Here is a 23647-nt window from a genome sequence, read left to right as displayed (position 1 = left end):
GTAGGGGGTATACATGGAGAGAGATGCGAGTCCGCCGACGACCCAGGAGCCGCCGTCATGAACCTCGCCCGGGGCAGGAACACGGACACGGCGACCGACACAGACGCCGCCCACACCGCGGCACGCGCCGAAAGCGCCCCCGCCTCCTCCGTCGAGCTCCTCATCGGCGGCATGACCTGCGCCTCCTGCGCCGCCCGCGTCGAGAAGAAGCTCAACCGCATGGACGGCGTCGAGGCCACGGTGAACTACGCCACCGAGAAGGCCAAGGTCAGCTACCGGAGCGCCGGCCTCTCCGTCCGCGATCTCATCGCCACCGTCGAGGCCACCGGGTACACCGCCCAGGAGCCCGTACCCGAGCCGTCGGCGGACACCGCAGGACGGCGGGACGGCCCGGACGACGGTGCGGCCGACCGCGCCAGGGACGCCGAGGACAACGCCCTGCGGCCCCTCCGCGCGCGCCTGATCACCGCCGTCCTCCTCTCGATCCCCGTCATCGCCATGGCGATGATCCCCGCGCTCCAGTTCACCAGCTGGCAGTGGCTGTCCCTCACCCTCACCGCCCCCGTCGTCACCTACGCCGCCTGGCCCTTCCACCGCGCCGCGTGGACCAACGCCCGGCACGGCGCCGCCACGATGGACACGCTCATCTCGCTCGGCACGTCGGCGGCGTTCCTCTGGTCGGTCTGGGCCCTGTTCTTCGGTACGGCGGGCATGCCGGGGATGACCCATGCCTTCGAGTTCACCATCTCCCGCTCCGACGGCGCCGGGAACATCTATCTCGAAGCCGCCGCCGGCGTCACCGCGTTCCTGCTGGCCGGCCGCTACTTCGAGGCGCGCGCCAAGCGCAAGGCCGGGGCCGCCCTCCGCACGCTGCTGGAACTGGGCGCCAAGGAAGTCACCGTCCTGCGCGACGGCCGCGAAAGTGTCGTCCCCACCGGGCGGTTGCGGGTCGGCGACCGCTTCCTCGTGCGGCCCGGCGAGAAGATCGCCACCGACGGCACGGTGGTCGAGGGCTCCTCGGCCGTGGACGCCTCGATGCTGACCGGCGAGTCCGTCCCGGTGGAGGTCTCCGCCGGCGACCCCGTCACCGGCGCGACCCTCAACGCCGGGGGCCGGCTCGTCGTCGAGGCCACGAGGATCGGGTCCGACACCCAGCTCGCCCGTATGGCACGGATGGTGGAGGACGCCCAGAACGGCAAGGCCGCCGCCCAGCGCCTCGCCGACAGGATCTCCGCCGTGTTCGTCCCGGTGGTCATGGGGCTCTCGCTCGCCACGCTCGGCTTCTGGCTCGGCGCGGGGGCCGGGGCGACCGCCGCCTTCACCGCCGCCGTCGCCGTGCTGATCATCGCCTGCCCCTGCGCGCTGGGCCTGGCCACCCCGACCGCCCTGATGGTCGGCACCGGCCGCGGCGCCCAGCTCGGCATCCTCATCAAGGGCCCCGAGGTGCTGGAGTCGACGCGCCGCGTCGACACGATCGTGCTCGACAAGACGGGTACGGTCACCACCGGCCGGATGACCCTCCTCGCCACCCACAGCGCGGACGGTACGGACGAGCGCGACGTCCTGCGTCTGGCGGGCGCGCTGGAGCACGCCTCCGAGCACCCCCTCGCCCGCGCCGTCGCCGAGGCCGCCACCGCACGCGCCGGTACGCTGCCCACCCCCGAGGACTTCGCCAACCTCCCCGGCCTCGGCGTCCAGGGTGTCGTGGAGGGCCACGCCGTCCTCGTCGGCCGCGTGAAGCTCCTCGCCGAGTGGGAGATCCACCTCCCCGAGGCGCTCGACGCGGCCAGGAAATCGGCCGAGGCGGCGGGCCGTACGGCGATCGCGGTGGCCTGGGACGGCGAGGCGCGCGGCCTCCTGGAGATCGCCGACGCGGTCAAGGAGACCAGCCCCGAGGCCGTACGGCAGCTCCGCGCCCTCGGCCTGACGCCGATCCTGCTCACCGGCGACAACCGGGCCGTCGCGGAATCGGTCGCCGCCCAGGTGGGCATCGACCAGGTCATCGCCGAGGTCATGCCCGAGGACAAGGTCGACGTCGTCAAGCGGCTCCAGGCGGAGGGCAGGACGGTCGCCATGGCCGGCGACGGTGTCAACGACGCCGCCGCGCTCGCCCAGGCCGACCTCGGACTCGCCATGGGTACGGGCACCGACGCGGCCATCGAGGCCGCCGACCTGACTCTCGTACGCGGCGACCTGCGGGCCACCGCCGACGCCGTCCGCCTCGCCCGCCGCACCCTGAGCACGATCAAGGGGAACCTGTTCTGGGCCTTCGCCTACAACCTCGCCGCGCTGCCGCTGGCCGCCGCCGGACTCCTCAGCCCGATGATCGCGGGCGCGGCGATGGCGTTCTCGTCGGTCTTCGTGGTCGGCAACAGCCTGCGGCTGCGCAACTTCAAGACCCTGTCACCCCCCTCGTAGCTTCCGCGCGGCGCCCCGACCCGTATCGTCGGCCGCATGCCCGACCTCGACCACGGCCCGGACTCCGCGCCGGGCCCCGCCCTCCGCGACCGCTTCGCCACCGCCCTGCGCGACGCGGCGCGGGAGGCGGAGATCCGTGACCCGTACCCCTATGCCGACCAGCTGCTCACCCGCTGGTCCGAGCCCCAGCGCCGCTACCACACCGTCGACCACCTCCGCGCGGTCCTCGACCACATCGACACGCTGGTGCGGTACGCCGACGATCCGGACCTGGTCCGCCTCGCCGCCTGGTTCCACGACGCGGTCTACCGCCCGGACCGCACCGAGAACGAGGAGCGCTCCGCCCGCCTCGCCGAACTCGCCCTCCCCGAGGCCGGGTTGAGCCAGGAGGGTACGGACGAGGTGGCCCGGCTCGTCCGCCTCACCACCACCCACGCCGCCGCCGACGACGACCGCAACGGCGCCGTCCTGTGCGACGCGGACCTCGCCGTCCTCGGCTCGGCCCCGGAGGCGTACGACACGTACGCGGCGGCGGTGCGCGAGGAGTACGGCTTTGTCCCCGAGGACGACTTCCGGGCGGGCCGGGCGGCGATCCTGGAGCAACTCCTGGACCTGCCCCGCCTGTTCCGTACCCCGCACGGCGAACTGGAGTGGGAGGCCCGCGCCCGCAGGAACCTGGCGGCGGAGCTGCGCACCCTGACCGGGTGATCCCCGGAACGTGACGGGACCGCCCCGGGGAATGCGACGGACGGTCTCCGCGTTGTCACCTCGTGCCCAAGCCCCGTATGCCGATAGCCGTTCACACCCTGGGACTGTCCGTCTTCGCCCTCGGGACGAGCGAGTTCATGCTCTCCGGCCTCCTGCCGGACCTCGCCGACGACATGGACGTGTCCATCCCCACGGCCGGACTCCTCATCTCCGCCTTCGCCATCGGCATGGTCGTCGGGGCGCCCCTGCTGGCCGTGGCGACCCTCCGGCTGCCGCGCCGCGCCACCCTCGTCGCCCTGATCTCGGTCTTCGGCCTCGGCCAGGTCGCCGGCGCCGTGGCCCCGACGTACGAGATCCTCTTCGCGTCGCGTGTCGTGAGCGCCCTGGCCTGCGCCGGGTTCTGGGCGGTCGGCGCCGGGGTGGCCATCGCGATGGTGCCGGTCACCGCACGCGCCCGCGCCATGTCGGTGATGATCGGCGGGCTCTCCATCGCCAACGTGCTCGGCGTCCCCGCCGGCGCGTTCCTCGGTGAACACCTGGGCTGGCGCTCGGCGTTCTGGGCGGTCGCCGCGGCCTCCGCCGTCGCGCTCGTCGGCGTACTGACCCTGATCCCCCGCATCCCCCTCCCCGCCGAGAAGCCGCTGGTCCGGCGGGAACTGTCCCTCTACGCCGACCGCCAGATCTGGCTGGCGATCGTGCTGACCGCGCTCGCGGGCGGGGGCATCTTCTGTACGTTCTCGTACCTCGCCCCGCTCCTGACCGACGTCTCCGGCCTGGACAGCGGCTGGGTCCCGACCGTGCTCGCCCTCTTCGGCATCGGCGCCCTGGCCGGTACGACGTCCGGCGGCCGCCTCGCCGACGCCCACCCTTTCGGTGTCCTCCTGGGCGGCATAGGCGCATCAACGATCCTCCTCATCACCCTGGCCCTCACCGCCTCGCACCCCGCCGTCGTCGTCCCCCTGGCGTTCTTCCTCGGCTTCTCGGCCTTCATCACGGCCCCGGCCCTCAGCGCCCGCATGTTCAACCTCGCCGCGGCCGCCCCCACCCTGGCCGGCGCCACCTCCACCGCCGCTTTCAACCTGGGCAACACCAGCGGCCCCTGGCTCGGCGGCAGAGTGATCGACGCGGACCTCGGCTACGCCGCGACAGCCTGGGCGGGCGCCTCGATGACCGCCCTGGCGGCGGCCCTCACCGTCGTGTCCCTGCGCCACCACCGCCGGACCACCAGCAAAATCATCACGGGCTCGCGGCGGACCGGGCGAACCCTCCCCACCCGCGAGTCCACGCCCTAGAGTTGAGCCTCCATCAGCTTCAGGGGGCACGGGATGACGGAGCACACGTCCGACCAGACCGAGGGGCAGACACTGCCGTTCTGGGTCGACGTCGTGGAGGAGGACGAGGACGGCAACGCCATGGGCGGCCTCTTCGGGCACGGCGGTGAAGCGGTCCTGCGGTCCGTCCCCCTCGGCCCCCTGCGCAAGAACCTGGCCGACACCGTCGACGCCCTCCAGAAGGTCTTCCAGGAGGTCGCCGACCGTGGCGGCGCCCTGCCGCTGGCCGAGGCCCAGCTCTCCTTCCAGGTCACCGCGAGCGGCGGGGTCCAGCTCATCGGCAGCGGGCAGGTCCAGGGCACGCGCGGCCTGACCCTCACCTTCAAGCGCCCCTCGTAGCGTCGCGCCCATGGCACGCCACAAGGCACTGCTGATCGGGGCGAGCGACTACGACGAGCCCGCGATCAAATCGCTGCCCTTCATCCGCGACGATCTCCAACGCCTGGAAGGCGCCCTCTCCGAGCGGGGTTTCCAGCCGGTGGAGATCGCCGAGTCGCCGCGCGGCATCACGCCGAACGCCGTCAACCGCCACGTCCTGCGCTTCCTGCGCGACGCCGGCCGGGGCGACACGCTGTTCATCATGCTCAGCGGCCACGGCGTCCATTTCGAGGGTGCCGACTACCTCATTCCGGAGGACGCGTTCTACGAAGGCGGCTCCTTCGCCGAGAGCTGCATCGAGATCGGCTGGCGGAAGGAGCTGGAGGAGTCCCCCGCCGGCCAGGTCATCTTCCTCATCGACGCCTGCCGGGAGGGAGCGTCACGCAACACGAAGGCCGCCACCCGGATGCCCGGCTGGGAACGGCCGAAGATCGCGGCGGCGCTGCGCCGCAAGGTCGCGTACGTGTACGCGTGTTCCACGGCCCAATACGCCCTGTACGTGGACGAGTCGGAGGAGGTCCGGCCGGGCGTCGATGTCGGGACGAAGCCGAAGGAGTCGTTCAGCCTGTTCTCCCGCGCCATTTCTGACGTGGTGTCAGGTGCCGTGCCGGGGGCCGCCCACAGCTTGCGGATGGACGAGTTCGAGGAAGCCGTACAGGCGCGGGTCGCCGAACTGCACCTCGCCTACGACAAGAAGCAGCAGGTCCAGCGGGTCCGGGTGGAGACGGACGTCCCGTGGCCGGAGTTCACGGTCCTGCCGGGGGCCGCCCGGGACGTCACGGAACATCCGTGGGTACGGAACACCACCGCGCACCCCGTGTGGGAACGCACGGCCGCCGGCCCCGTCCGCGAGACGCTCCGGGAGATCTGCGGCGCCCTCGCCGCCCGCCTCGCCGAGGGTTACGAGACGTCGGCGACCGCGCTGGCAGACGACCCATGGCACGACAAGGAACTGGCCAAACGCACCCAGGACCGACTCGGGTTCCTCGCCAACAAGCTGTCCCCCGGCGCCGAACTGTCCCCGAGCGAGGCCGCATTGATGGTGCTCCTGCCGCTCGTGGGCCAGGCCTTCTGGACCCACGAGGCGGCGCTGCGGGCGGGTGTGGTCACCGAGACGGCGGAGCTGAGCGGTCCCGAGCGCGACCGCTTCGGACAGTTCGCCAAGGGCTTCCCCCGGCTCAAGCGCCGGCTGCGGACACTGGAACAGCGCGGCGCCCCGGACGGATCGGCCGACCGCATCCGCTGGTGGCTCTTCCACCGGTGGCTGATCAGACAGCCCGAGCTCTACACGTTCCAGGCCCTCAAGGCGCTCCTCGGTCCGCCGCCGAGCGGCCCGGAGTGCCCGGAGTGGGTGAGGGACGCGCTCTCCGGGGAACGGTTCAAGCAACTGCTCCAAGAGCTGCGGACGTCTCCCTTCTCCGTGCCACGCCGCGTCGACCAGGGCGACCAGGGCGACCACGACGTCATCGCGGCCAGCACGCGGGACGAACACGAGCTGCGCGACTCACTCGTCACGTCCCTGCTGAAGGCGGCCCACGCCTTCGCGATGGATCCGGTGGACCTGCCCGAGATCCTGGTCGAGCACATCGGGATCTCCGACAGCGTGGACCTCGGCGACCTGATGACAACGATCCACACCGCGGACTGGCGCACGTCGGGCCTGGGCCGGTCCCTCAACGCGGTCTGCGAACACCCGGCGGTCCAGATCGCCCTGCGCGAGCACGCCCAACGGGTCGACGCCCTGCTCCGCGACATCAACCGGACGCCGGCCCTGACCCCCCTGCACGCCCTGCCGCCCTACGCCGACGCCGACCGGGTACGCCTGAGCGGCAACACCCCGGCCCACCTCGCCGACGGCATCCGCTTCCAGCTGGCGGAGGACCGGGTGCAGGAACTGCTCATGGGTGAGGAGCTGTACGGCGAACGGGAGCTGGCGGTAAGGGAGTTGTACCAGAACGCTCTGGACGCGGTCCGCTACCGGGACAGGCGTACGGAGTACCTGCGCCGGACCGGTCAGTCGCCGGAGGAGTGGGAAGGCCTGATCGAGTTCGTCCAGAAGGCGGACGAACAGGGCCGCGCGTACCTGGAGTGCCGGGACAACGGCGTCGGCATGGGGATCCACGAACTCAGCAAGGTCTTCTCCCAGGGCGGCACACGCTTCGTCGACCTGCCGGAGTACATCGACGAACAGACGGCGTGGGCGGAGCTGGGCGAGCCCTGCCTCGAACTGCACCCCAACAGCCGCTTCGGCATCGGCGTGCTGAGCTATTTCATGCTCGCCGACGAGATCGAGGTGACGACGTGCCGCATGGAACGCGACGGCCGCCTCGGCAGACGCCTCCAGGTGAAGATCGCGGGACCCGGGAACCTGTTCCGGATCGAGGACCTGGGTCCGGGGACGCGGGCCGGGACGACGGTACGGCTGCTGCTCACGGACCACAAGGAGCGGGTGTCGTGTGTGGACACGCTGCGGAAGGTGCTGTGGCTGGCGCCTTACCGGACTACGGCGGAGCATGGGTCGCGACGGCATGCGTGGGTTCCGGACAAGCTGTCGACGAGCGGGCCGGAGCTGAACTGGGCCCAGGATTCGGACATGTTCCTGTTGACCGGGGCCAGCTACCCGTCCGATCGGCCCGAGGTGTGGTGGGTGGACGGCACGGGTTCGCTGTTGGTGGACGGGCTCCTGGCCACACGCACTCAGGGAGGCGGCGGAAGCACCACCTACGAGGCGTACGGTGCCGTGGTCAATCTCAACGAGGACCGGCAACCCGAACTGAGCGTGGACAGAAAGACGATCCGCTCGGACGAAGGCAAGCGTGTCAACGCGCTCCTGCACGAGGCGTTGCCGAGTCTGTTCTCCTCCGCACTCCCACTGCTGACACCGGACTGGCTGGATCGGGTGAGCAACTCCTCCGTACGCTTCGGGGACGCGGTGGCCACACGAGCGTACGCAAGCGAAGTGCCATGGCCCGTAGGGGATGTGGAAAAGCCCTTCGACCAAGTGGGCTTCTTCCTCGCCGACAGCATATTTCTCGCTCTGGCCACAGGTCGGTACCCGGCCGACCCCAGCGCACATGCGGCGTCCTACTTCCGCACCGTCCCGACGGCCGTGCTCCGGTGGCGGCTGCGCACGCTCTACCGGGCCGGTGTGGGAGGCCATCCGGCGGACTCCTTCCAGGCGTCACTCCCTCTGCCCAGCGCCCGGCCCTCGGATCAAGTCCTGGTCACCCACGACCACCGATCCTCCGGGGCCGATGCGATCGACACGTACAAAATGTGGCTCACCGGCCCGGACAGCGTCCCCAGTTTCGTCCGGAACCCCTCACGATTTGTGCTGAACTCCGGCATCATGAGCATTCGGAACCTCCGCACCTGGGCCCCCGAAACGCAGCAAATCACCTTGGACAAGGTTCTTTCCCTGGTTGGGGACTCTGGGCTCACGGCGGCAGAGGTTGCCGAGCGTCTGGCGACTCTTGGCTATCAGGTCGTGCCTCCAACCGGTCTGGAGCAGGTTGGCGAGGACGATCTTCTCCTGCTCCACCCCATCGGCTCCCCGTCCGAATGGCTATTCGCCGGAGACCAGTTGTCCACGGCTCAGATCTGCTTCAGTGCGGCGCTCGGGGAGCGCTCGACGCACCAGGCGGCCGCGCGCCTCCACGAACTGGGATTCAACGTCCCGGAGGAATACCCGGACTCCGGCACCTGGACGGCGGAGGAACGCCACGTGCTGAAGGGCCTGTGGTCGCGCCACGCCGATCCCGTGCCTCTCGATCGGGCCAGGAACATCACCGTCGCACAACTCGTCTGCGTCATCCACGCTTCCGGAGCAAACCTGGACACGGTGGCGCGATTGCTTGAGGACACCGGCTTCTCTCTGCCACCGGAGTACAGCAATCCGGGTCGGCTCGTCCAGGACGACGACTTGGCACTCCTCACTTACAACAACGTCTCCCTTGACGTCGACTGTGAAGTGCCGATACCTCACGTGGTGGGAGTGGCCCACCACACCGCGCAGACACCGGAGGCCGTGGCCGCGCAGTTGCGCGCGCTGGGCTTCACCGTTCCCGTGCTCCCCACGGACCGGCCGCTGCCCAGCAGACGCGACGTCAACTTCCTCTACGTGAAGTACAGGTCACGCTCAAGCGAGGCTTGGCCCCATCCGGACGAGCCCGTGTCACTCAACGCCATCGCGGATCGCGCGGACGACTCAGGCCTGTCCATGGCAGAGACGGCTTCCCGCCTCATCGACCTCGGTTACACCTGCGAACCCGCTCCCTCGTTTCTCGCCAAACTCCAGGAGCATGATGTCAATGCAGTTGGATGGGCCACTCCACTCGACGAGGAAGTCATGGTCTCGCCCACCACGTTGTACGCCGTGGCGGAACACGTAAATCGTCCCCCTGCGGACGTGGCACGTTCCCTGACGGACTTCGGCTACCAAGTCGCCGAGATCCCCAAGAGCTGGCACCTGGAGCGGCAGGCCGAGACGGACCTGATCAAGTCCCTGTCACAGGAGACGGATCCGACCGTCGACACCCCATACGACGCGGAACTCACCCTCCCCACCCTCGCGTCCGTCGCCGTACGCCTCCGCCTCCCCTTCCACGACGTCGCGCTCCAGGCCACCGCGCTCGGCATGCGCCACGAGGCCGAGACCTGGTTCGCGTCCAACTCCTGACCACAAAACCGGTGTTCCGGTTCTTGTTGTCGGGGTGGGGGTTCGGGCCGTCTCCGATAAGGGGACTCCATCGGGGCCCCGTATCGGCGAGCGGTGGAAGGTACGGCGATGGCGAGAACGCGGCACCGGGCGAAGCGGACTCGGGGCGGGCGGGGCTGGTGGGCCGGGGCCGCCGGGGTTGTCGCGGCGGGGGCCGCCGTGGTGGCGCTGGTCTGGCCTTCGTTGTTCGGGGCCGCGGCGGACGTGGACTCCGTACGGACGGCCGGTGTGCCAGAGGCGCCCCCGACCGTCGTCCTGCCCTCCGCCTCGCCTCCCGCTCCCTCCGCCTCGGCCAGCCCCTCCGCATCGGCGGCCGGCAAGGCCAAGCCCAAGAAGAAGCGGGCCGCTGTTCGCAAGGGTGGGGGTGGCGCCGCCACCCCGGCCCGGGGTGGGAGTACGGCCGACGCCACGGACAAGCGCGGCACCGCCGACACCCGGATCGTCTCCTTCGTCAACAACGAGAGCCAGACCGTCTGGGTCGCCGCCCTCGGCAGCCCCGAGCACCCCCTCGCCGCCACCGGCTGGAAACTCACCCCCGGGCAGCGGGTCGCGGTCGAGGTGCCGAGCGGCTGGATCGGGCGGTTCTGGGGGCGTACCGGCTGTTCCTTCGACTCCGCCGGGAACGGTCACTGCGAGACCGGCGACTGCGCGGGCGGCTTCCAGTGCACCGGGAGCGGCGCGACCCCCGCCACGCTCGCCGAGTTCGCGCTCAGCGCGCCCAAGCCCGGTGCGATGGACTTCTACGACGTGAGCATGGTGGACGGCTCGAACCTGCCGATGTACATCAACATCACCCGCGGCGACACCACGGACCCCGTCAGCGCCTCCGGATGCTCGGCCGGCGGCTGTACGAAGCGGGTCGCGTGCCCGGACAAGATGCGGTTCACGGCCGGCGGGCGGGTGGTCGGCTGCACCAATCCGTGCACGGCGTTCGGCGGCAAGACGTACTGCTGCGAGGACGAGTGGGCGGGCCGCGAGAACTGCGTGCCCTCGCGCTGGCCGGTGGACTACACGCAGGTGTTCAAGCGGGCCGAGCCGTACGCGTACTCCTACGCCTTCGACGACTCCGCGACTATGCCGTGCAAGGGGGCCTGCGACTACCGCGTGACCTTCGGCGTCACCGCATAAGGTGCCGGGTGCCCGCTGTCCGCGCGACGCGTGGTGTGGGGCGGGCTGGCGTTGTAGGGGTACGTACGAGGACGGGGGCCGCGTCACCGGGAAGGGTGGTGGTGCCCCATGCGTCTGCTCTTCACGTCCGTGCCGGTCCACAGCCACCTCGCGCCCCTGCTCCCCCTGGTGACGGCCGCGCGGGACCGGGGGCACGAGGTGGTCGCGGGCCCCGCCGAGCGCGTCGGCGTGCGGTGGAGGAGGTCGTTGCGGGACGCCGGGGGCCGGACGGCGAGCGTGGCGGGGGCGAGTGGGAGTTCACCGAGCGCTGGCCCCTCCGCCCCGACCACGTCACGCCCGTGTACGTCACCCTCGGCACCGGCCACGGCAACCTGCCGGGCGTCCTGAAGACGATGATCCGGGCGCTGCACGGCGAACGGGTCAACGTGGTGGTGACGCTCGGCACGAACGGCGACGCGGCGCGCTTCGCGGGGTGGCGCCGCTCGCCGCGATGCCGCCGCCTGGAGCGGTGGTCGACCGGCTGGTGGCGTATGCGGGCCGCTGGACGCCGGAAGCGTCGGACGTCCGTGCGGGTTACTGCTTGTCCTCAATCGCCGGACGGGCTTGGTTTGTCGTGGTGACGGGGGGCGGGGCCTCCGGAGGTACGTATGTCCGGACTGCATGTTTTACGTCGCGTTCAACCGGTCCAATTAGCAACGGTCGCCATGCGACACAAAACACGCTTTACGTCCGGACACACGCACCTCCTCCGACCCCACCCCCCTCACGCCGGACGGGAAGTGAACGACCCCGCCCGCCCCGGAGCGGGCCGGGTAGTAACGCGGGCCTGGAAGGGGGACGGGCAGGGGTCGTGTCCGGAACGTAGAGCGTGTTTTGTGTCGCGTGGCGATCGTTGACCAATAGGACTGGCTGAACGCGACGTAAAACATGCAGTGCAGGACATGGCCCCTGCCCGGCCCCCGGCAACAACCCGCACCCAGGCCACCGGGCCGCAGCGGGCACCCTCAAGTCCGTCCGGCGATTGAGGACAACCGTAACCGCAACGCGGTCACCCAGACGCGTGGCCCACCGGCCCCAGAACGCCCGTCCGGCGATTGAGGACAACACGAACCGCAACCCGGTCACCGAGAACGCGCGGCCCACCGGCCTAAGACCGCCCCTTAGGACGTCTGAGGCCCGCCTCAGTGATCCGCCGTACCAGCTCCTTCGAACCGACCCGCACCGCACCCGCGCCCACCGCGTCCTCGTAGCGGTTCTCGGGCACATCGTAGTGGTCCCGTTCGAACGCGCGCGCCGGACAGCCGATCGACGCGGCGAACGCGTGCAGTTCCTCGAACGACACATCGCTGACCAGGTGCGACCACATCCGCCCGTGGCCGGGCCAGGTGGGCGGGTCGATGTAGACGGTCACGGGGCGTCCCTCCCGTCGGCGGGGCCGTCGAAAGGCCCATCCGCGGGGCCACCGAAAGGCCCATCCGCCGCACCGCCGAACGGCTCATCGAACGGCTCCTCGAGGCCGCCGCCCAAGCGCCCCCCGAAAGGCCCCCCGGGCGATCCGCCAGGCGAAGCCCCCCGCGTCCCGCCAGGCAAGCCACCCACCGGCCCCACCACCACCGCCTCCTTCGCGCACACCCAGTGCGGATCCGCCCCCAGCTCAGGCTCCACCTCCAGAGCGTGCGGCTCGACCGTCGCGCAGACCGGGCAGAGCGGCCAGCGGCCGTAACGTTCCAGCAGGGCGTCCTGGACGTCCTGCGCCACCAGCCCGGCCACGAACCCCACGCCCTCCGGCCACTGCTCGACCCACCAGCGGCGGTGCGACACCGCGTCCTCCACCAGTGACACGATCTCGGCCTCCGCGACACCGGACGCGACGAGGTCGGCCAGGACCAGGGCCCTGGCGCCGTGCAGCGCCTGCTCCAACGCGTTGTCGTTGTTCACTTCGTCCATCCCCATATTGTCCCTCCACGGGCTTGACCACCGACCGTGTCCGAAAATATCTTTCAGCCATGACCCAGGACGTGAAGGAAAGTTTCAGCGCGGCCACACAAACGAACGCCCCGCCCGCACCCGCGGCCCTCGCCGCCAAGGTACGGACCCTCGCGCCCTCCATGACCCGGTCCATGCAGCTCGTCGCCGAGGCCGTGGCGGGCGACCCGGCCGGCTGCGCGGCGCTGACCGTCACCGGTCTCGCGGAGCTGACCGGCACCAGCGAGGCGACCGTCGTCCGCACCGCCCGTCTCCTCGGCTACCCCGGCTACCGCGACCTGCGCCTCGCGCTCGCCGGCCTCGCCGCCCAGCAGCAGTCGGGCCGGGCGCCCGCCGTCACCGCCGACATAGCCGTGGACGATCCCATCGCGGACGTCGTCGCCAAGCTCGCGTACGACGAACAGCAGACCCTCGCGGACACCGCCGCCGCCCTCGACACCGTCCAGCTCGGGGCCGTCGTCACCGCGGCGGCAGCCGCCCGCCGGATCGACATCTACGGCATCGGCGCCTCCGCGCTCGTCGGCATGGACCTCGCCCAGAAGCTGTCCCGTATCGGACTGATCGCCCAGGCGCACAGCGATCCGCACCTCGCCGTCACCCACGCGGTCCAGCTCCGCGCCGGCGACGTGGCGATCGCGATCACCCACTCGGGCTCCACCTGGGACGCGATCGAACCGCTGCGGGTCGCCTTCGACCGCGGCGCGACGACGGTCGCGATCACGGGGCGCCCGGACGGCCCCGTCTCGCAGTACGCCGACCACGTCCTCACCACCTCCACGGCCCGCGAGAGCGAGCTGCGCCCGGCGGCGATGTCCAGCCGTACGAGCCAGCTGCTCGTTGTCGACTGCCTGTTCATAGGCGTGGCGCAGCGTACGTACGAAACGGCGGCCCCCGCGCTGTCCGCGTCGTACGAAGCCCTCGCGCACCGCCACAGCCCGCGCACCGCACGCTGACCGGTGCGGGGAAGCCCCCCGGCCCCACCCCCTCGCCCCCACCCGCAGAAGAAAGCCGCTTCTTCATGACCTCGACCCCTGGCACATACGGCTCGACCCCCGGCACGCACGGCACACACGGCACGTACGGCACGTACGGCGAGCTCCGCGCGCAGCTCGACGCCCTCACCACCGAGGCGTTCCGCCCCGAGCTGGCCGAGATCGACCAGCTGCCCACGCTCGACATCGCCCGGATCATGAACCGCGAGGACAGCACCGTCCCCGACGCCGTCGCCACCCAACTGCCCCTCATCGCCGCCGCGGTGGACGCGGTGGCCGAGCGGGCCGCGCGCGGCGGCCGGCTGGTCTACGCGGGCGCGGGCACGGCGGGACGGCTGGGTGTCCTGGACGCCAGCGAGTGCCCTCCCACGTTCAACACCGCCCCGGAGCAGGTCGTCGGACTGATCGCGGGCGGGCCCGGCGCGATGGTGACGTCCGTCGAAGGCGCGGAGGACTCCAAGGAGCTGGCCGCCGCCGACCTGACCGCGCTCAAGCTCACCGCGGACGACACGGTGGTGGGCGTCTCCGCGTCGGGCCGGACCCCGTACGCCGTCGGAGCGGTCGAGTACGCGCGCGGTCTCGGCGCCCTCACCATCGGCCTGTCGTGCAACGCGGACAGCGCGCTGGCGTCCGCCGCCGAACACGGCATCGAGGTGGTCGTCGGCCCCGAACTGCTCACGGGATCGACCCGCCTCAAGGCCGGTACGGCGCAGAAGCTCGTCCTCAACATGATCTCCACGATCACGATGATCCGGCTCGGCAAGACGTACGGGAACCTGATGGTCGACGTCCGCGCCTCGAACGAGAAGCTGCGGGCTCGCTCGCGGCGGATCGTCTCGCTGGCCACCGGCGCCTCCGACCCGGAGATCGAGACGGCGCTCGCCGCCACCGACGGTGAGGTGAAGCCCGCCATCCTCACCATCCTCGGCGAGGTGGACGCCACCCGCGCCGCGTCGCTCCTCGCGGAGTCCGGGGGCCATCTGCGCGCGGCCCTGAAGGCGGCCCGCGCCACCTGACGCCCGCCCCGGCGTCTGCCCCTGACGCCCGCCCCCGCATGGGGAAGTATGAAACCATGCGATAAGGGACATGTGCGTGCGGATGGGATCTCACTGATGGTCGATGCCGAGGGCGATGCCGGAGCAGAGATGCCCGGTGCCGACAGCCGCCCGGTGGCGTCCGGCCCCCCGCAGGACGACCCCACGCAGGCAGGCCCCGCACAGGCAGACCCCCTCCAGGTCGGCCCCGCACAGACCGCCCTCGACATGGCCGGCGCGGCCGTGGCCGTGATCGACGCGCGGGGGACCGTCATCGGCTGGACCAGGACCGCGGAGGAGCTGCTCGGGTACCGGGCGGCCGACGTGGTGGACCGTTCCGCCACCCATCTGCTCCACTCCCCCGGCGGCCACTCCCCCCACGGCCACTCCCCCGGAGCCACCACCTCCGAAGCCAGCACCTCCGGAGCCACCGGCCCCGTAGCCGCCGGCCCGGGCGCGGACGCCCCCACCGCCGGCACCCCCACCGCCTCCCCCCTCGTCCCCGCCTGGCCCGCCCGCGTCCGGGCCGGCGAACCCTGGTCGGAGCTGGTCGAGCTGCGCCACCAGGAGGGGCACGGCGTCCACGTCACCCTCCAGGCCTCCCCGCTGGCCGGCCCCGACGGCCGTACCGACTGGTTCCTCTCGGCGGCCCCGCTCTCCGAGTCCTCCGCACGGCCGACGATGAACGGTGTGGTGGTCAGGTCGCTCCTGGAGGGCGCCCCCATCGGGCTGTCCATCTGGGACGCCGACCTGCGCTGCGTCTGGCTCAACAGCACGGTCGAACGCCAGAGCGGCGCCCTGCGCCACGAGCGCCTGGGCCTGCGGGTGACCGAGTCGCTGCCGGGATTCGACACGGACGCGGTCGAGGCGGCGATGCTCCAGGTCCTCAGGACCGGCACCCCCGTGATCGACCACGAGTTCCGCTGGATCGCCCAGGACCTGCACGAGGAGCGGGTCTTCTCGTCCTCGTTCTTCCGGCTCGACGGGATGGACGGCAGGCCGCTGGGGGTGTGTTCCATCGCGGTCGACATCACGAGCAGTTGGGCGCGCGAGCGGCTCTCCGTCCTCAGCGAGGCGGGTACGCGGATCGGCACGACGCTCGACGTCATGCACACAGCCCAGGAGCTGGCCGACGTCGCCGTACCGCTCCTCGCCGACTACACCACCGTCGATCTCGCCGAGACCCTGCCGCTCGGCGGGGAGCCCCTCGAACGGCTGGAGTCCGGGGACGGCACGATCCCGGTCTTCCGGCGCGGCGGGGTCGCGTCCATCCACGAGGGCACCCCCGAGTCCCTGTGGGCGATCGGGGAGGCCGTGTACGTCCCCAGGGTCTCGCCCTTCACGTCCGCCATGACCACGGGGAAGTCGCAGTTCGAGCCGGTCATCAAGACGGGTCCGGGCACCTGGCTCGACAACGACCCCGGCCGGCGCAGGGTCATCCGGGAGACCGGCGTCCACTCCATGATCGTGGTCCCGCTGCGGGCCCGCGGCACGATCCTCGGCGTCGCCGTCTTCACCCGTAACGACACCAAGGCCCCATTCAGCAGGGACGACCTCCTGCTGGCCGAGGAGCTCGCCGCGCGGGCGTCCCTGAGCCTGGACAACGCCCTGCGCTACACCCGCGAGCGCACGGCGTCCCTCGCCCTCCAGCGCAACCTGCTCCCCCGCCACCTGTCGGGCGGCCACGCGGTGGACGTCGCCGCGCGGTACCTCCCGGCGGATCTGCACGACGGGGTCGGGGGCGACTGGTTCGACGTGATCCCGCTGTCCGGCGGCCGGGTGGCCCTGGTGGTGGGCGACGTCGTCGGCCACGGCATCAACGCGGCGGCGACGATGGGGCAGCTCCACACGGCCGTACACACCCTGGCGGACATGGACCTGCCGCCGGACGAACTGCTCGCCCACCTCGACGACCTGGTCGTACGCCTCACCGAGGAGGACGCGGAGCCCGACGCCGAGAACTACAGCACGCCGGTGATGGGGGCGACCTGCGTGTACGCGGTGTACGACCCCGTCACGCGGCGGTGCACCATGGCGCGCGCCGGCCATCCGCCCCCCGCGATCGTCTTCCCGGACGGCACCGTCACCTTCCCCGAGCTGCCCGCCGGGTCACCGATCGGCCTCGGGCTGCTGTCCTTCCAGTCGGTCGAGATGGAACTGCCCGAGGGAAGTGTCATCGCCCTCTACACCGACGGCCTGGTCGAGACCCGCGAGGCGGACATCGACGTCGGGCTGGGGCGGCTGGGCGAGGCGCTGGCCAGTTGCGGCGGGACGGGCAGCCCGCTGGAGGAGGTCTGCGCGGAGGTGGTCGACACGATGGTGTCGACGGCCGCGTCCCAGGACGACGTGGCGCTGCTGCTGGCACGTACCCGCTCACTGCCCCCGGACCACGTGGTCACCTGGGTGCTGCCCACCGACCCCGCCCTGGTCGCGAACGCCCGCGCCCTGGCCGTCGCCAAGCTCTCCTCGTGGGGGCTCGACCAGCTGGCCGCCACCGTGGAACTCATCGTCAGCGAGCTGGTCACCAACGCCATCCGGTACGGCGCCGGCCCCATCCGCCTCCGCCTGATCCGCCACGGCGCCCTGGTCTGCGAGGTCTTCGACTCCGACGACCGCTCCCCCCGCCTGCGCCACGCCCGCGCCGAGGACGAAAAGGGCTGGGGCCTCTTCCTGGTAGCCAAACTCTCCCACCGCTGGGGCACCCGCACGGCCCCCGGCGGCAAGATCGTCTGGGCGGAACTGGAACTCCCGCTGGGCGCGACCGGGCCGTAGCGGACCGGGGCATCATGGAGGCGAGGAGGCGACGCCATGACCCCCAGCCCCGGCACCGAGGCACGGCCGCAGATGGCCATCGACGACTTCGAAGAACTCGCCCGCAAGGCCCCGGAGAGCGTCACGCTCCAATTCATCGACGGAAAACTCGTGGTCAAGCCGTTGCCGGACCAGCTCCACGGGGCCATCGTCATGTGGCTGCTGGAGCGTTGTCTCCAACAGCGTCCCGACCTGCGTCTGTATCCGGAGCAGGGCCTGAAGGTGGAGAGCTACCGCACGGGCCGCGCCCGGGCGGACGGGGCGCTCGCACCGCTCGACCATTTCGTGCGGCAGGAAGGCGAGTGGGCCGATCCCGACGGCGTCCTCATGACGGTCGAGGTCACCTCGCACGACTACGACACCGGCCTGCGCGACCACATCCACAAGCGGGACGGCTACGCGGGGGCCGAAATCCCCGTCTACCTCCTGATCGACCGGAACGCGGAGAAGGTCGTGGTCTACACCGACCCCCGCGACGGCGAGTACCAGACCCGCACGTCCTTTCCGTACGGCGCCACCGTGAAGGTGCCCGACCCGGTCGCCATCACCCTGGAGACGGAAAAGCTCAAGGACTACACCCGCTGATACCGGACCCCCGCTCCGGAAACGCCCGAGGGCGGCACCCCCCGGAAGGGGTACCGCCCTCGGTTCAGGAACGCTCCGAGCAGGTGCCGTACGGCCGTACGGCAGCGGGCTCAGAAGTCCATGTCGCCGCCCGGCATGCCGCCCGGGGCGCCGCCCGCGCCGGCCTTCTCAGGCTTGTCGGCGATGACGGCCTCGGTGGTGAGGAACAGCGCCGCGATGGAGGCCGCGTTCTGAAGCGCGGAACGGGTGACCTTCGCGGGGTCGATGATGCCCTCGGCGATCATGTCCACGTACTCGCCGGTCGCGGCGTTGAGGCCGTGACCGATCGGCAGGTTGCGGACCTTCTCGACGATGACGCCGCCTTCGAGACCACCGTTGACGGCGATCTGCTTGAGCGGAGCCTCCAGCGCGAGCTTGACGATGTTCGCGCCCGTGGCCTCGTCACCTTCGAGCTCGAGCTTCTCGAACACCGAGGAAGCCTGGAGCAGAGCCACGCCACCACCGGCGACGATGCCCTCCTCGACGGCGGCCTTGGCGTTGCGCACCGCGTCCTCGATGCGGTGCTTGCGCTCCTTGAGCTCGACCTCGGTCGCGGCGCCGGCCTTGATGACAGCCACGCCGCCGGCCAGCTTCGCGAGGCGCTCCTGGAGCTTCTCGCGGTCGTAGTCCGAGTCGCTGTTCTCGATCTCGGCGCGGATCTGGTTCACGCGGCCGGCGACCTGGTCGCTCTCGCCAGAACCGTCGACGATGGTGGTCTCGTCCTTGGTGATGACGACCTTGCGGGCGCGGCCCAGCAGGTCGAGACCGGCGTTCTCCAGCTTGAGGCCGACCTCTTCGGAGATGACCGTGCCGCCCGTGAGGATGGCGATGTCGTTCAGCATCGCCTTGCGGCGGTCACCGAAGCCCGGGGCCTTGACGGCGACGGACTTGAAGGTGCCACGGATCTTGTTGACGACCAGGGTCGACAGCGCCTCGCCCTCGACGTCCTCCGCGATGATCAGCAGGGGCTTGCCCGACTGCATGACCTTCTCCAGCAGCGGAAGGAGGTCCTTCACGTTGCCGATCTTGGAGTTGACGATCAGGATGTACGGGTCGTCCAGGGACGACTCCATGCGCTCCATGTCGGTGGCGAAGTACGCCGAGATGTAGCCCTTGTCGAAGCGCATGCCCTCGGTGAGCTCAAGCTCCAGACCGAAGGTCTGCGACTCCTCGACGGTGATGACGCCTTCCTTGCCGACCTTGTCCATCGCCTCGGCGATGAGCTCGCCGATCTGGGTGTCGGCGGCGGAGATGGAGGCCGTCGAAGCGATCTGCTCCTTGGTCTCCACGTCCTTGGCCTGCTCCAGCAGGGCACCGGAGACGGCCTCGACGGCCTTCTCGATCCCGCGCTTGAGGGCCATCGGGTTGGCGCCGGCCGCCACGTTGCGCAGGCCCTCGCGGACGAGTGCCTGGGCGAGGACGGTCGCGGTGGTCGTACCGTCACCGGCGACGTCGTCCGTCTTCTTGGCGACTTCCTTGACCAGCTCTGCGCCGATCTTTTCGTACGGGTCCTCGAGCTCGATCTCCTTGGCGATGGAAACACCATCGTTGGTGATCGTGGGGGCGCCCCACTTCTTCTCGAGGACGACGTTGCGACCCTTGGGACCAAGGGTGACCTTGACGGCGTCGGCGAGCTGGTTCATCCCGCGCTCGAGACCGCGCCGTGCCTCCTCGTCGAACGCGATGATCTTGGCCATGTGAAGTGGTCCTCCCGGACTGGGGTGGATTGCTCCGGACCGCGCCCGCGCCCGCGACGGACGGCCTGAGAGCCCGGCGGTTCCTTGCTCCACCGGTCCCTCCGGGCCTCACTGACCCGGTCCATAAGTTGTCACTCTCACTTGCAGAGTGCTAACGCCAATGATTAGCACTCGACCCCCGAGAGTGCAAGCTCCTCCCCCGGCCCGGCACCCCCGCGCGAGGGTCCCGTACACGCACGAGGGGCCCGTATCCCTGTATGGGATACGGGCCCCTCGGCGTGAGTGCGTCGGTGGCCGATCGCGCCGGGATCAGACGGCGAGCTTGACCATGTCCGCCTGCGGACCCTTCTGGCCCTGCGAGATCTCGAACTCAACTCGCTGACCTTCTTCAAGGGTGCGGTAGCCGTCCATCTGGATCGCGCTGTAGTGGACGAAAACATCCGCACCACCGTCGACCGCGATGAAGCCGTAGCCCTTCTCCGCGTTGAACCATTTGACGGTGCCCTGAGCCATGCCTTACTCCCCTATTACTGCCGGAACGCTTCGACCGCGGCTGAATGTATCTGCCCAACTGCCCTCTGCAACAGGTCAATCGGACGAGAAATCTGGGCACGACCGAACACACATAGCGACGGATTGACTGCGTTCCGGGGCAAGTCGGGCCGGGCAAAACACACATGTGCCCGCAAAAGTCACCGAGAGTTTGACCCCAGGTTGTCGCGTTCTCGTATGCGCTCGGCACCGGCCGCGAGGGGGTGTTCCCAACTCTACCGCGCTCAACCATAAAGAATGGCCCCCTCCGCTTCCTGTGCGGAGGGGGCCACTTCTTGTACGGAGGGGCCGAGGACACCCGTCGGGCGTCCCCGTGATCAGGCGTCAGCAGCCGCCGGCGACCGCCGGGATGATCGAGATGCCGGCGCCCGCGGGGGTCACCGTCTGGAGGCCCTGTTCGAACCGGACGTCGTCGTCGTTCACGTACACGTTGACGAAGCGGCGCAGCTTGCCCTCGTCGTCCAGGACGCGCGCGGCGATGCCGGGGTGGTTGGCCTCCAGCGACTGGATGACCTCGGAGAGGGTCTCGCCCTCCGCCGGAACCTCGGCCTGGCCACCGGTGTACGTACGGAGGATGGTGGGGATGCGGACCTTGACGCTCATGGTGGGGTGCCTTCCTTCAGTGATGGGCGGGACGCGGGGACGGGACGCGGCGCGCGGCGGCCCAGTGCGAGCGGTGGCTCAGTGGGCCAGGCCGGCGGCGCGGAACGCGTCGAGGCTCGGGCGGATCGTGGCGGTGGGTCCTGTGGTCGGGGCCACGGCGTCCAGCGTCTTGAGACCGTCGCCCGTGTTGAGCACGACCGTCGTCAGCGTCGGGTCGAGCAGGCCGGCGTCGATGAGCTTCTTCGTCACGCCGACGGTCACCCCGCCCGCGGTCTCCGCGAAGATCCCCTCGGTGCGGGCCAGCAGCTTGATCGCGTCCACGATCTGCTCGTCGTTCACGTCGTCCACGGCGCCGCCGGTGCGGCGGGCGATGTCGAGGACGTACGGGCCGTCGGCCGGGTTGCCGATCGCCAGGGACTTGGCGATGGTGTTCGGCTTCTGGGGCCGTACGACGTCGTGGCCCGCCTTGAAGGCGGCGGAGACCGGGGAGCAGCCCTCGGCCTGGGCGCCGAAGATCTTGTACGGCTTGTCCTCCACGAGGCCCAGCTTGATGAGCTCCTGGAGACCCTTGTCGATCTTCGTGAGCTGCGACCCCGAGGCGATGGGGATGACGAGCTGGTCGGGCAGCTGCCAGCCGAGCTGTTCGCAGATCTCGTACGCGAGCGTCTTGGAGCCCTCGCCGTAGTACGGGCGGAGGTTGACGTTCACGAAGCCCCAGCCCTCGCCGAGCGGGTCGCCGATGAGTTCGGAGCAGAAGCGGTTGACGTCGTCGTAGTTGCCCTCGATGCCGACGAGTTCACCGCCGTACACCGCGGCCATGACGACCTTGCCCTGCTCCAGGTCGCTCGGGATGAAGACGCAGGAGCGGAAGCCGGCGCGGGCGGCGGCGGCGCCGACGGCGCCGGCCAAGTTGCCGGTGGAGGAGCAGGAGAGCGTGGTGAAGCCGAAGGCGCGGGCGGCCTCGACGGCGATGGCGACGACGCGGTCCTTGAAGGAGTGCGTCGGGTTGCCGGAGTCGTCCTTCACGTACAGGCCGCCGGTGACGCCGAGTTCACGGGCGAGGTTGTCGGCCTTGACGAGCTTGGTGAAGCCGGGGTTGATGTTGGGCTTGGTCGCCACGTCGGCGGGGACGGGCAGCAGCGGCGCGTAGCGCCAGATGTTGTCGGGACCCTCGGCGATGCGCTTCTTCAGCTCTTCGGGGGTGCCGCTCGGCAGGTCGTACGCCACTTCGAGCGGCCCGAAACAGGACGCGCAGGCGAAGATCGGGCCGAGGTCGAAGCGCTCGCCGCATTCGCGGCACGAGAGGGCGGCGGCGGGTCCGAGATCGACGGCACCGGGGGTGACACCGGGCGTGGGGACGGTCTGCACAGACATGGAGGCGAGGCCCTTTCCTCATCTTCCTCACGACGTACTTCGCCGCAAGACGGAATTGGCACCTTCCCCACCATGACCTCGCGGTCGGCGGGAGGGTTGCCGGGGCTTCAACGGGCCGTTCCCTCTGCCCCTCTGGATGAGCGGTATGGCATCGGATCCGGGGTCGGTCCCGCGATCCGAGCGTTTGTCCACCGGATGACCCCCGACATGCGGTGGTCATTCGTGTTGTTCAAGACTGTAACCGAAGGAGCGGACCCTGGAGATAGTGGTCCGCACCGCGAGATGGATCACTTTCAGGGAGAACCGACCGTGCTGGAAGAGGTGGAACGCTGGCTGACCAGGCGTTCCTGGTCCGTGGCCGACCGTCCGCTCGACCGGCTCCTGGCGGCGAAGGCCGCGCGTGGCACCACCGTCAGCGTGGTGCTGCCCGCGCTGGACGAGGAGGAAACGGTCGGCGGGATCGTGACGGTGATCCGGCGTGAGCTGATGGAGAAGGTGCCGCTGGTCGACGAGCTGGTGGTGATCGACTCCGGTTCGTCCGACGCCACGGCGAAGGTCGCGGCGGAGGCGGGCGCGCGGGTGGTGCGCCGGGACGACATCCTGCCGCGGCTGCCGGCGCTGCCCGGCAAGGGCGAGGTGCTGTGGCGGTCGCTGCTGGTGACGGGCGGGGACGTGGTGTGCTTCGTGGACGCGGATCTGCGGGAGTTCTCGGCGGACTTCGTGACGGGGATCGTGGGGCCGCTGCTGACGGAGCCTGACGTACAGCTGGTGAAGGCGATGTACGACAGGCCGCTGGGTACGGGTGGGGGCGCTTCCCCGGGCCAGGGCGGACGGGTGACGGAGCTGGTGGCCCGGCCGCTGCTGAATCTGCACTGGCCGCGCCTGGCGGGGTTCGTCCAGCCGCTCGGCGGAGAGTACGCGGCCCGGCGGACCCTGCTGGAGCGGCTGCCGTTCCCCGTCGGGTACGGCGTGGAGCTGGGGCTGCTCGTGGACGCGCTGCACAGCGTGGGGCTCGACGCGCTGGGCCAGGTCGACGTGGGCACGCGCCTGCACCGGCACCAGGACGACCGGGCGCTGGGGCGGATGGCGGCGGCGATCTACCGTACGGCGCAGCTGCGCCTGTCGCGGTCGTACCTGGGGTCACAACTGGGGGCGCACCTCGTACGGCCCGAGCTGACGCAGTTCGAGCGGGGCGAGCGCGGCTTTGAACCGCGCACGTACGACGTGGACACGGAGGAGCGGCCGCCGATGCGGGAGATCGCGGAGTACACGGCCGGCCGCGCGGCGTAACACC

The 23647-nt window shown here is 70.6% G+C and carries 17 protein-coding genes, 1 pseudogene and 1 riboswitch; of the genes and pseudogenes, 12 read left to right on the top strand and 6 right to left on the bottom strand.

Annotated features, from left to right (window positions below; translation table 11 throughout):
* Positions 1–171 precede the first annotated feature (171 nt).
* The 7 genes from ACIO1C_RS34070 to ACIO1C_RS34040 all read left to right on the top strand — a co-directional run bounded on the left by ACIO1C_RS34070 (position 172) and on the right by ACIO1C_RS34040 (position 11300).
* Positions 172–2418, top strand: a complete 2247-nt coding sequence (locus tag ACIO1C_RS34070) for a heavy metal translocating P-type ATPase (protein ID WP_401871245.1) — start codon at positions 172–174, stop codon at positions 2416–2418.
* Between the two features lie 36 nt (positions 2419–2454).
* Positions 2455–3126 (top strand): hypothetical protein, encoded by a 672-nt coding sequence (locus tag ACIO1C_RS34065; protein WP_401871219.1) that lies wholly within the window; start codon positions 2455–2457, stop codon positions 3124–3126.
* Between the two features lie 77 nt (positions 3127–3203).
* On the top strand, positions 3204–4418 hold the full coding sequence (locus ACIO1C_RS34060) for a Cmx/CmrA family chloramphenicol efflux MFS transporter (protein WP_401871216.1): 1215 nt from the start codon (positions 3204–3206) through the stop codon (positions 4416–4418).
* Positions 4419–4451: 33 nt separating this feature from the next.
* Complete coding sequence (locus ACIO1C_RS34055; RefSeq protein ID WP_401871214.1) at positions 4452–4796, top strand: hypothetical protein; 345 nt, start codon at positions 4452–4454, stop codon at positions 4794–4796.
* Between the two features lie 10 nt (positions 4797–4806).
* A complete protein-coding gene (locus ACIO1C_RS34050; protein WP_401871211.1) occupies positions 4807–9513 on the top strand; it encodes a caspase family protein in 4707 nt (1568 codons plus the stop codon).
* Positions 9514–9621: 108 nt separating this feature from the next.
* Positions 9622–10680, top strand: a complete 1059-nt coding sequence (locus tag ACIO1C_RS34045) for a thaumatin family protein (protein WP_401871208.1) — start codon at positions 9622–9624, stop codon at positions 10678–10680.
* Between the two features lie 233 nt (positions 10681–10913).
* The gene (locus ACIO1C_RS34040) at positions 10914–11300 is read left to right on the top strand and encodes a hypothetical protein (RefSeq protein WP_401871206.1); all 387 of its coding nucleotides are present in this window, start codon (positions 10914–10916) and stop codon (positions 11298–11300) included.
* 527 nt (positions 11301–11827) lie between these two features.
* Here ACIO1C_RS34040 and ACIO1C_RS34035 read toward each other — a convergent pair.
* Positions 11828–12091: a DUF4031 domain-containing protein gene (locus tag ACIO1C_RS34035; RefSeq protein ID WP_401871203.1), complete on the bottom strand. Its 264-nt coding sequence runs from the start codon at positions 12089–12091 to the stop codon at positions 11828–11830.
* A 176-nt stretch (positions 12092–12267) separates the two neighbouring features.
* Positions 12268–12627: pseudogene (locus ACIO1C_RS34030) on the bottom strand (hypothetical protein); the annotation flags it as partial.
* 59 nt (positions 12628–12686) lie between these two features.
* Here ACIO1C_RS34030 and ACIO1C_RS34025 point away from each other — a divergent pair.
* The 4 genes from ACIO1C_RS34025 to ACIO1C_RS34010 all read left to right on the top strand — a co-directional run bounded on the left by ACIO1C_RS34025 (position 12687) and on the right by ACIO1C_RS34010 (position 18088).
* On the top strand, positions 12687–13619 hold the full coding sequence (locus ACIO1C_RS34025) for a MurR/RpiR family transcriptional regulator (protein WP_401871200.1): 933 nt from the start codon (positions 12687–12689) through the stop codon (positions 13617–13619).
* A 65-nt stretch (positions 13620–13684) separates the two neighbouring features.
* The gene (murQ, locus tag ACIO1C_RS34020; RefSeq protein ID WP_401871198.1) at positions 13685–14674 is read left to right on the top strand and encodes an N-acetylmuramic acid 6-phosphate etherase; all 990 of its coding nucleotides are present in this window, start codon (positions 13685–13687) and stop codon (positions 14672–14674) included.
* 96 nt (positions 14675–14770) lie between these two features.
* Positions 14771–17464, top strand: a complete 2694-nt coding sequence (locus ACIO1C_RS34015; RefSeq protein ID WP_401871195.1) for a SpoIIE family protein phosphatase — start codon at positions 14771–14773, stop codon at positions 17462–17464.
* A 36-nt stretch (positions 17465–17500) separates the two neighbouring features.
* Positions 17501–18088, top strand: a complete 588-nt coding sequence (locus ACIO1C_RS34010; protein ID WP_401871192.1) for a Uma2 family endonuclease — start codon at positions 17501–17503, stop codon at positions 18086–18088.
* Between the two features lie 110 nt (positions 18089–18198).
* On the opposite strand, the gene groL is transcribed toward ACIO1C_RS34010, so the two are convergent.
* From groL to thrC, 4 genes are all read right to left on the bottom strand, one after another.
* The gene (gene groL / locus ACIO1C_RS34005) at positions 18199–19824 is read right to left on the bottom strand and encodes a chaperonin GroEL (RefSeq protein WP_401871189.1); all 1626 of its coding nucleotides are present in this window, start codon (positions 19822–19824) and stop codon (positions 18199–18201) included.
* A gap of 309 nt (positions 19825–20133) precedes the next feature.
* Positions 20134–20337, bottom strand: a complete 204-nt coding sequence (locus ACIO1C_RS34000; RefSeq protein WP_005315736.1) for a cold-shock protein — start codon at positions 20335–20337, stop codon at positions 20134–20136.
* Between the two features lie 363 nt (positions 20338–20700).
* A complete protein-coding gene (locus ACIO1C_RS33995) occupies positions 20701–20979 on the bottom strand; it encodes a MoaD/ThiS family protein (RefSeq protein WP_401871186.1) in 279 nt (92 codons plus the stop codon).
* A 78-nt stretch (positions 20980–21057) separates the two neighbouring features.
* On the bottom strand, positions 21058–22353 hold the full coding sequence (gene thrC / locus ACIO1C_RS33990) for a threonine synthase (RefSeq protein WP_401871183.1): 1296 nt from the start codon (positions 22351–22353) through the stop codon (positions 21058–21060).
* A 15-nt stretch (positions 22354–22368) separates the two neighbouring features.
* A riboswitch (SAM riboswitch) is annotated at positions 22369–22496 on the bottom strand.
* 166 nt (positions 22497–22662) lie between these two features.
* Between thrC and ACIO1C_RS33985 the strand changes: the two genes are divergently transcribed.
* Positions 22663–23643 (top strand): glucosyl-3-phosphoglycerate synthase, encoded by a 981-nt coding sequence (locus tag ACIO1C_RS33985; protein WP_401871180.1) that lies wholly within the window; start codon positions 22663–22665, stop codon positions 23641–23643.
* Positions 23644–23647 lie beyond the last annotated feature (4 nt).

This window comes from Streptomyces sp. NPDC087420, assembly GCF_044744165.1.
In the GTDB taxonomy this organism is placed as follows: domain Bacteria; phylum Actinomycetota; class Actinomycetes; order Streptomycetales; family Streptomycetaceae; genus Streptomyces.
Note: the sequence above shows the minus strand (reverse complement) of the source record. Positions and strands in the feature narration are given on the sequence as shown.

Excerpts from the sequence above, each read along its gene's own strand:
- ACIO1C_RS34070 (WP_401871245.1), top strand. The coding sequence starts at position 172 with ATGACCTGCGCCTCCTGCGCCGCCCGCGTCGAGAAGAAGCTCAACCGC.
- ACIO1C_RS34065 (WP_401871219.1), top strand. The coding sequence starts at position 2,455 with ATGCCCGACCTCGACCACGGCCCGGACTCCGCGCCGGGCCCCGCCCTC.
- ACIO1C_RS34060 (WP_401871216.1), top strand. The coding sequence starts at position 3,204 with ATGCCGATAGCCGTTCACACCCTGGGACTGTCCGTCTTCGCCCTCGGG.
- ACIO1C_RS34055 (WP_401871214.1), top strand. The coding sequence starts at position 4,452 with ATGACGGAGCACACGTCCGACCAGACCGAGGGGCAGACACTGCCGTTC.
- ACIO1C_RS34050 (WP_401871211.1), top strand. The coding sequence starts at position 4,807 with ATGGCACGCCACAAGGCACTGCTGATCGGGGCGAGCGACTACGACGAG.
- ACIO1C_RS34045 (WP_401871208.1), top strand. The coding sequence starts at position 9,622 with ATGGCGAGAACGCGGCACCGGGCGAAGCGGACTCGGGGCGGGCGGGGC.
- ACIO1C_RS34025 (WP_401871200.1), top strand. The coding sequence starts at position 12,687 with ATGACCCAGGACGTGAAGGAAAGTTTCAGCGCGGCCACACAAACGAAC.
- murQ (WP_401871198.1), top strand. The coding sequence starts at position 13,685 with ATGACCTCGACCCCTGGCACATACGGCTCGACCCCCGGCACGCACGGC.
- ACIO1C_RS34015 (WP_401871195.1), top strand. The coding sequence starts at position 14,771 with ATGGTCGATGCCGAGGGCGATGCCGGAGCAGAGATGCCCGGTGCCGAC.
- ACIO1C_RS34010 (WP_401871192.1), top strand. The coding sequence starts at position 17,501 with ATGACCCCCAGCCCCGGCACCGAGGCACGGCCGCAGATGGCCATCGAC.
- groL (WP_401871189.1), bottom strand. The coding sequence starts at position 19,824 with ATGGCCAAGATCATCGCGTTCGACGAGGAGGCACGGCGCGGTCTCGAG.
- ACIO1C_RS34000 (WP_005315736.1), bottom strand. The coding sequence starts at position 20,337 with ATGGCTCAGGGCACCGTCAAATGGTTCAACGCGGAGAAGGGCTACGGC.
- ACIO1C_RS33995 (WP_401871186.1), bottom strand. The coding sequence starts at position 20,979 with ATGAGCGTCAAGGTCCGCATCCCCACCATCCTCCGTACGTACACCGGT.
- thrC (WP_401871183.1), bottom strand. The coding sequence starts at position 22,353 with ATGTCTGTGCAGACCGTCCCCACGCCCGGTGTCACCCCCGGTGCCGTC.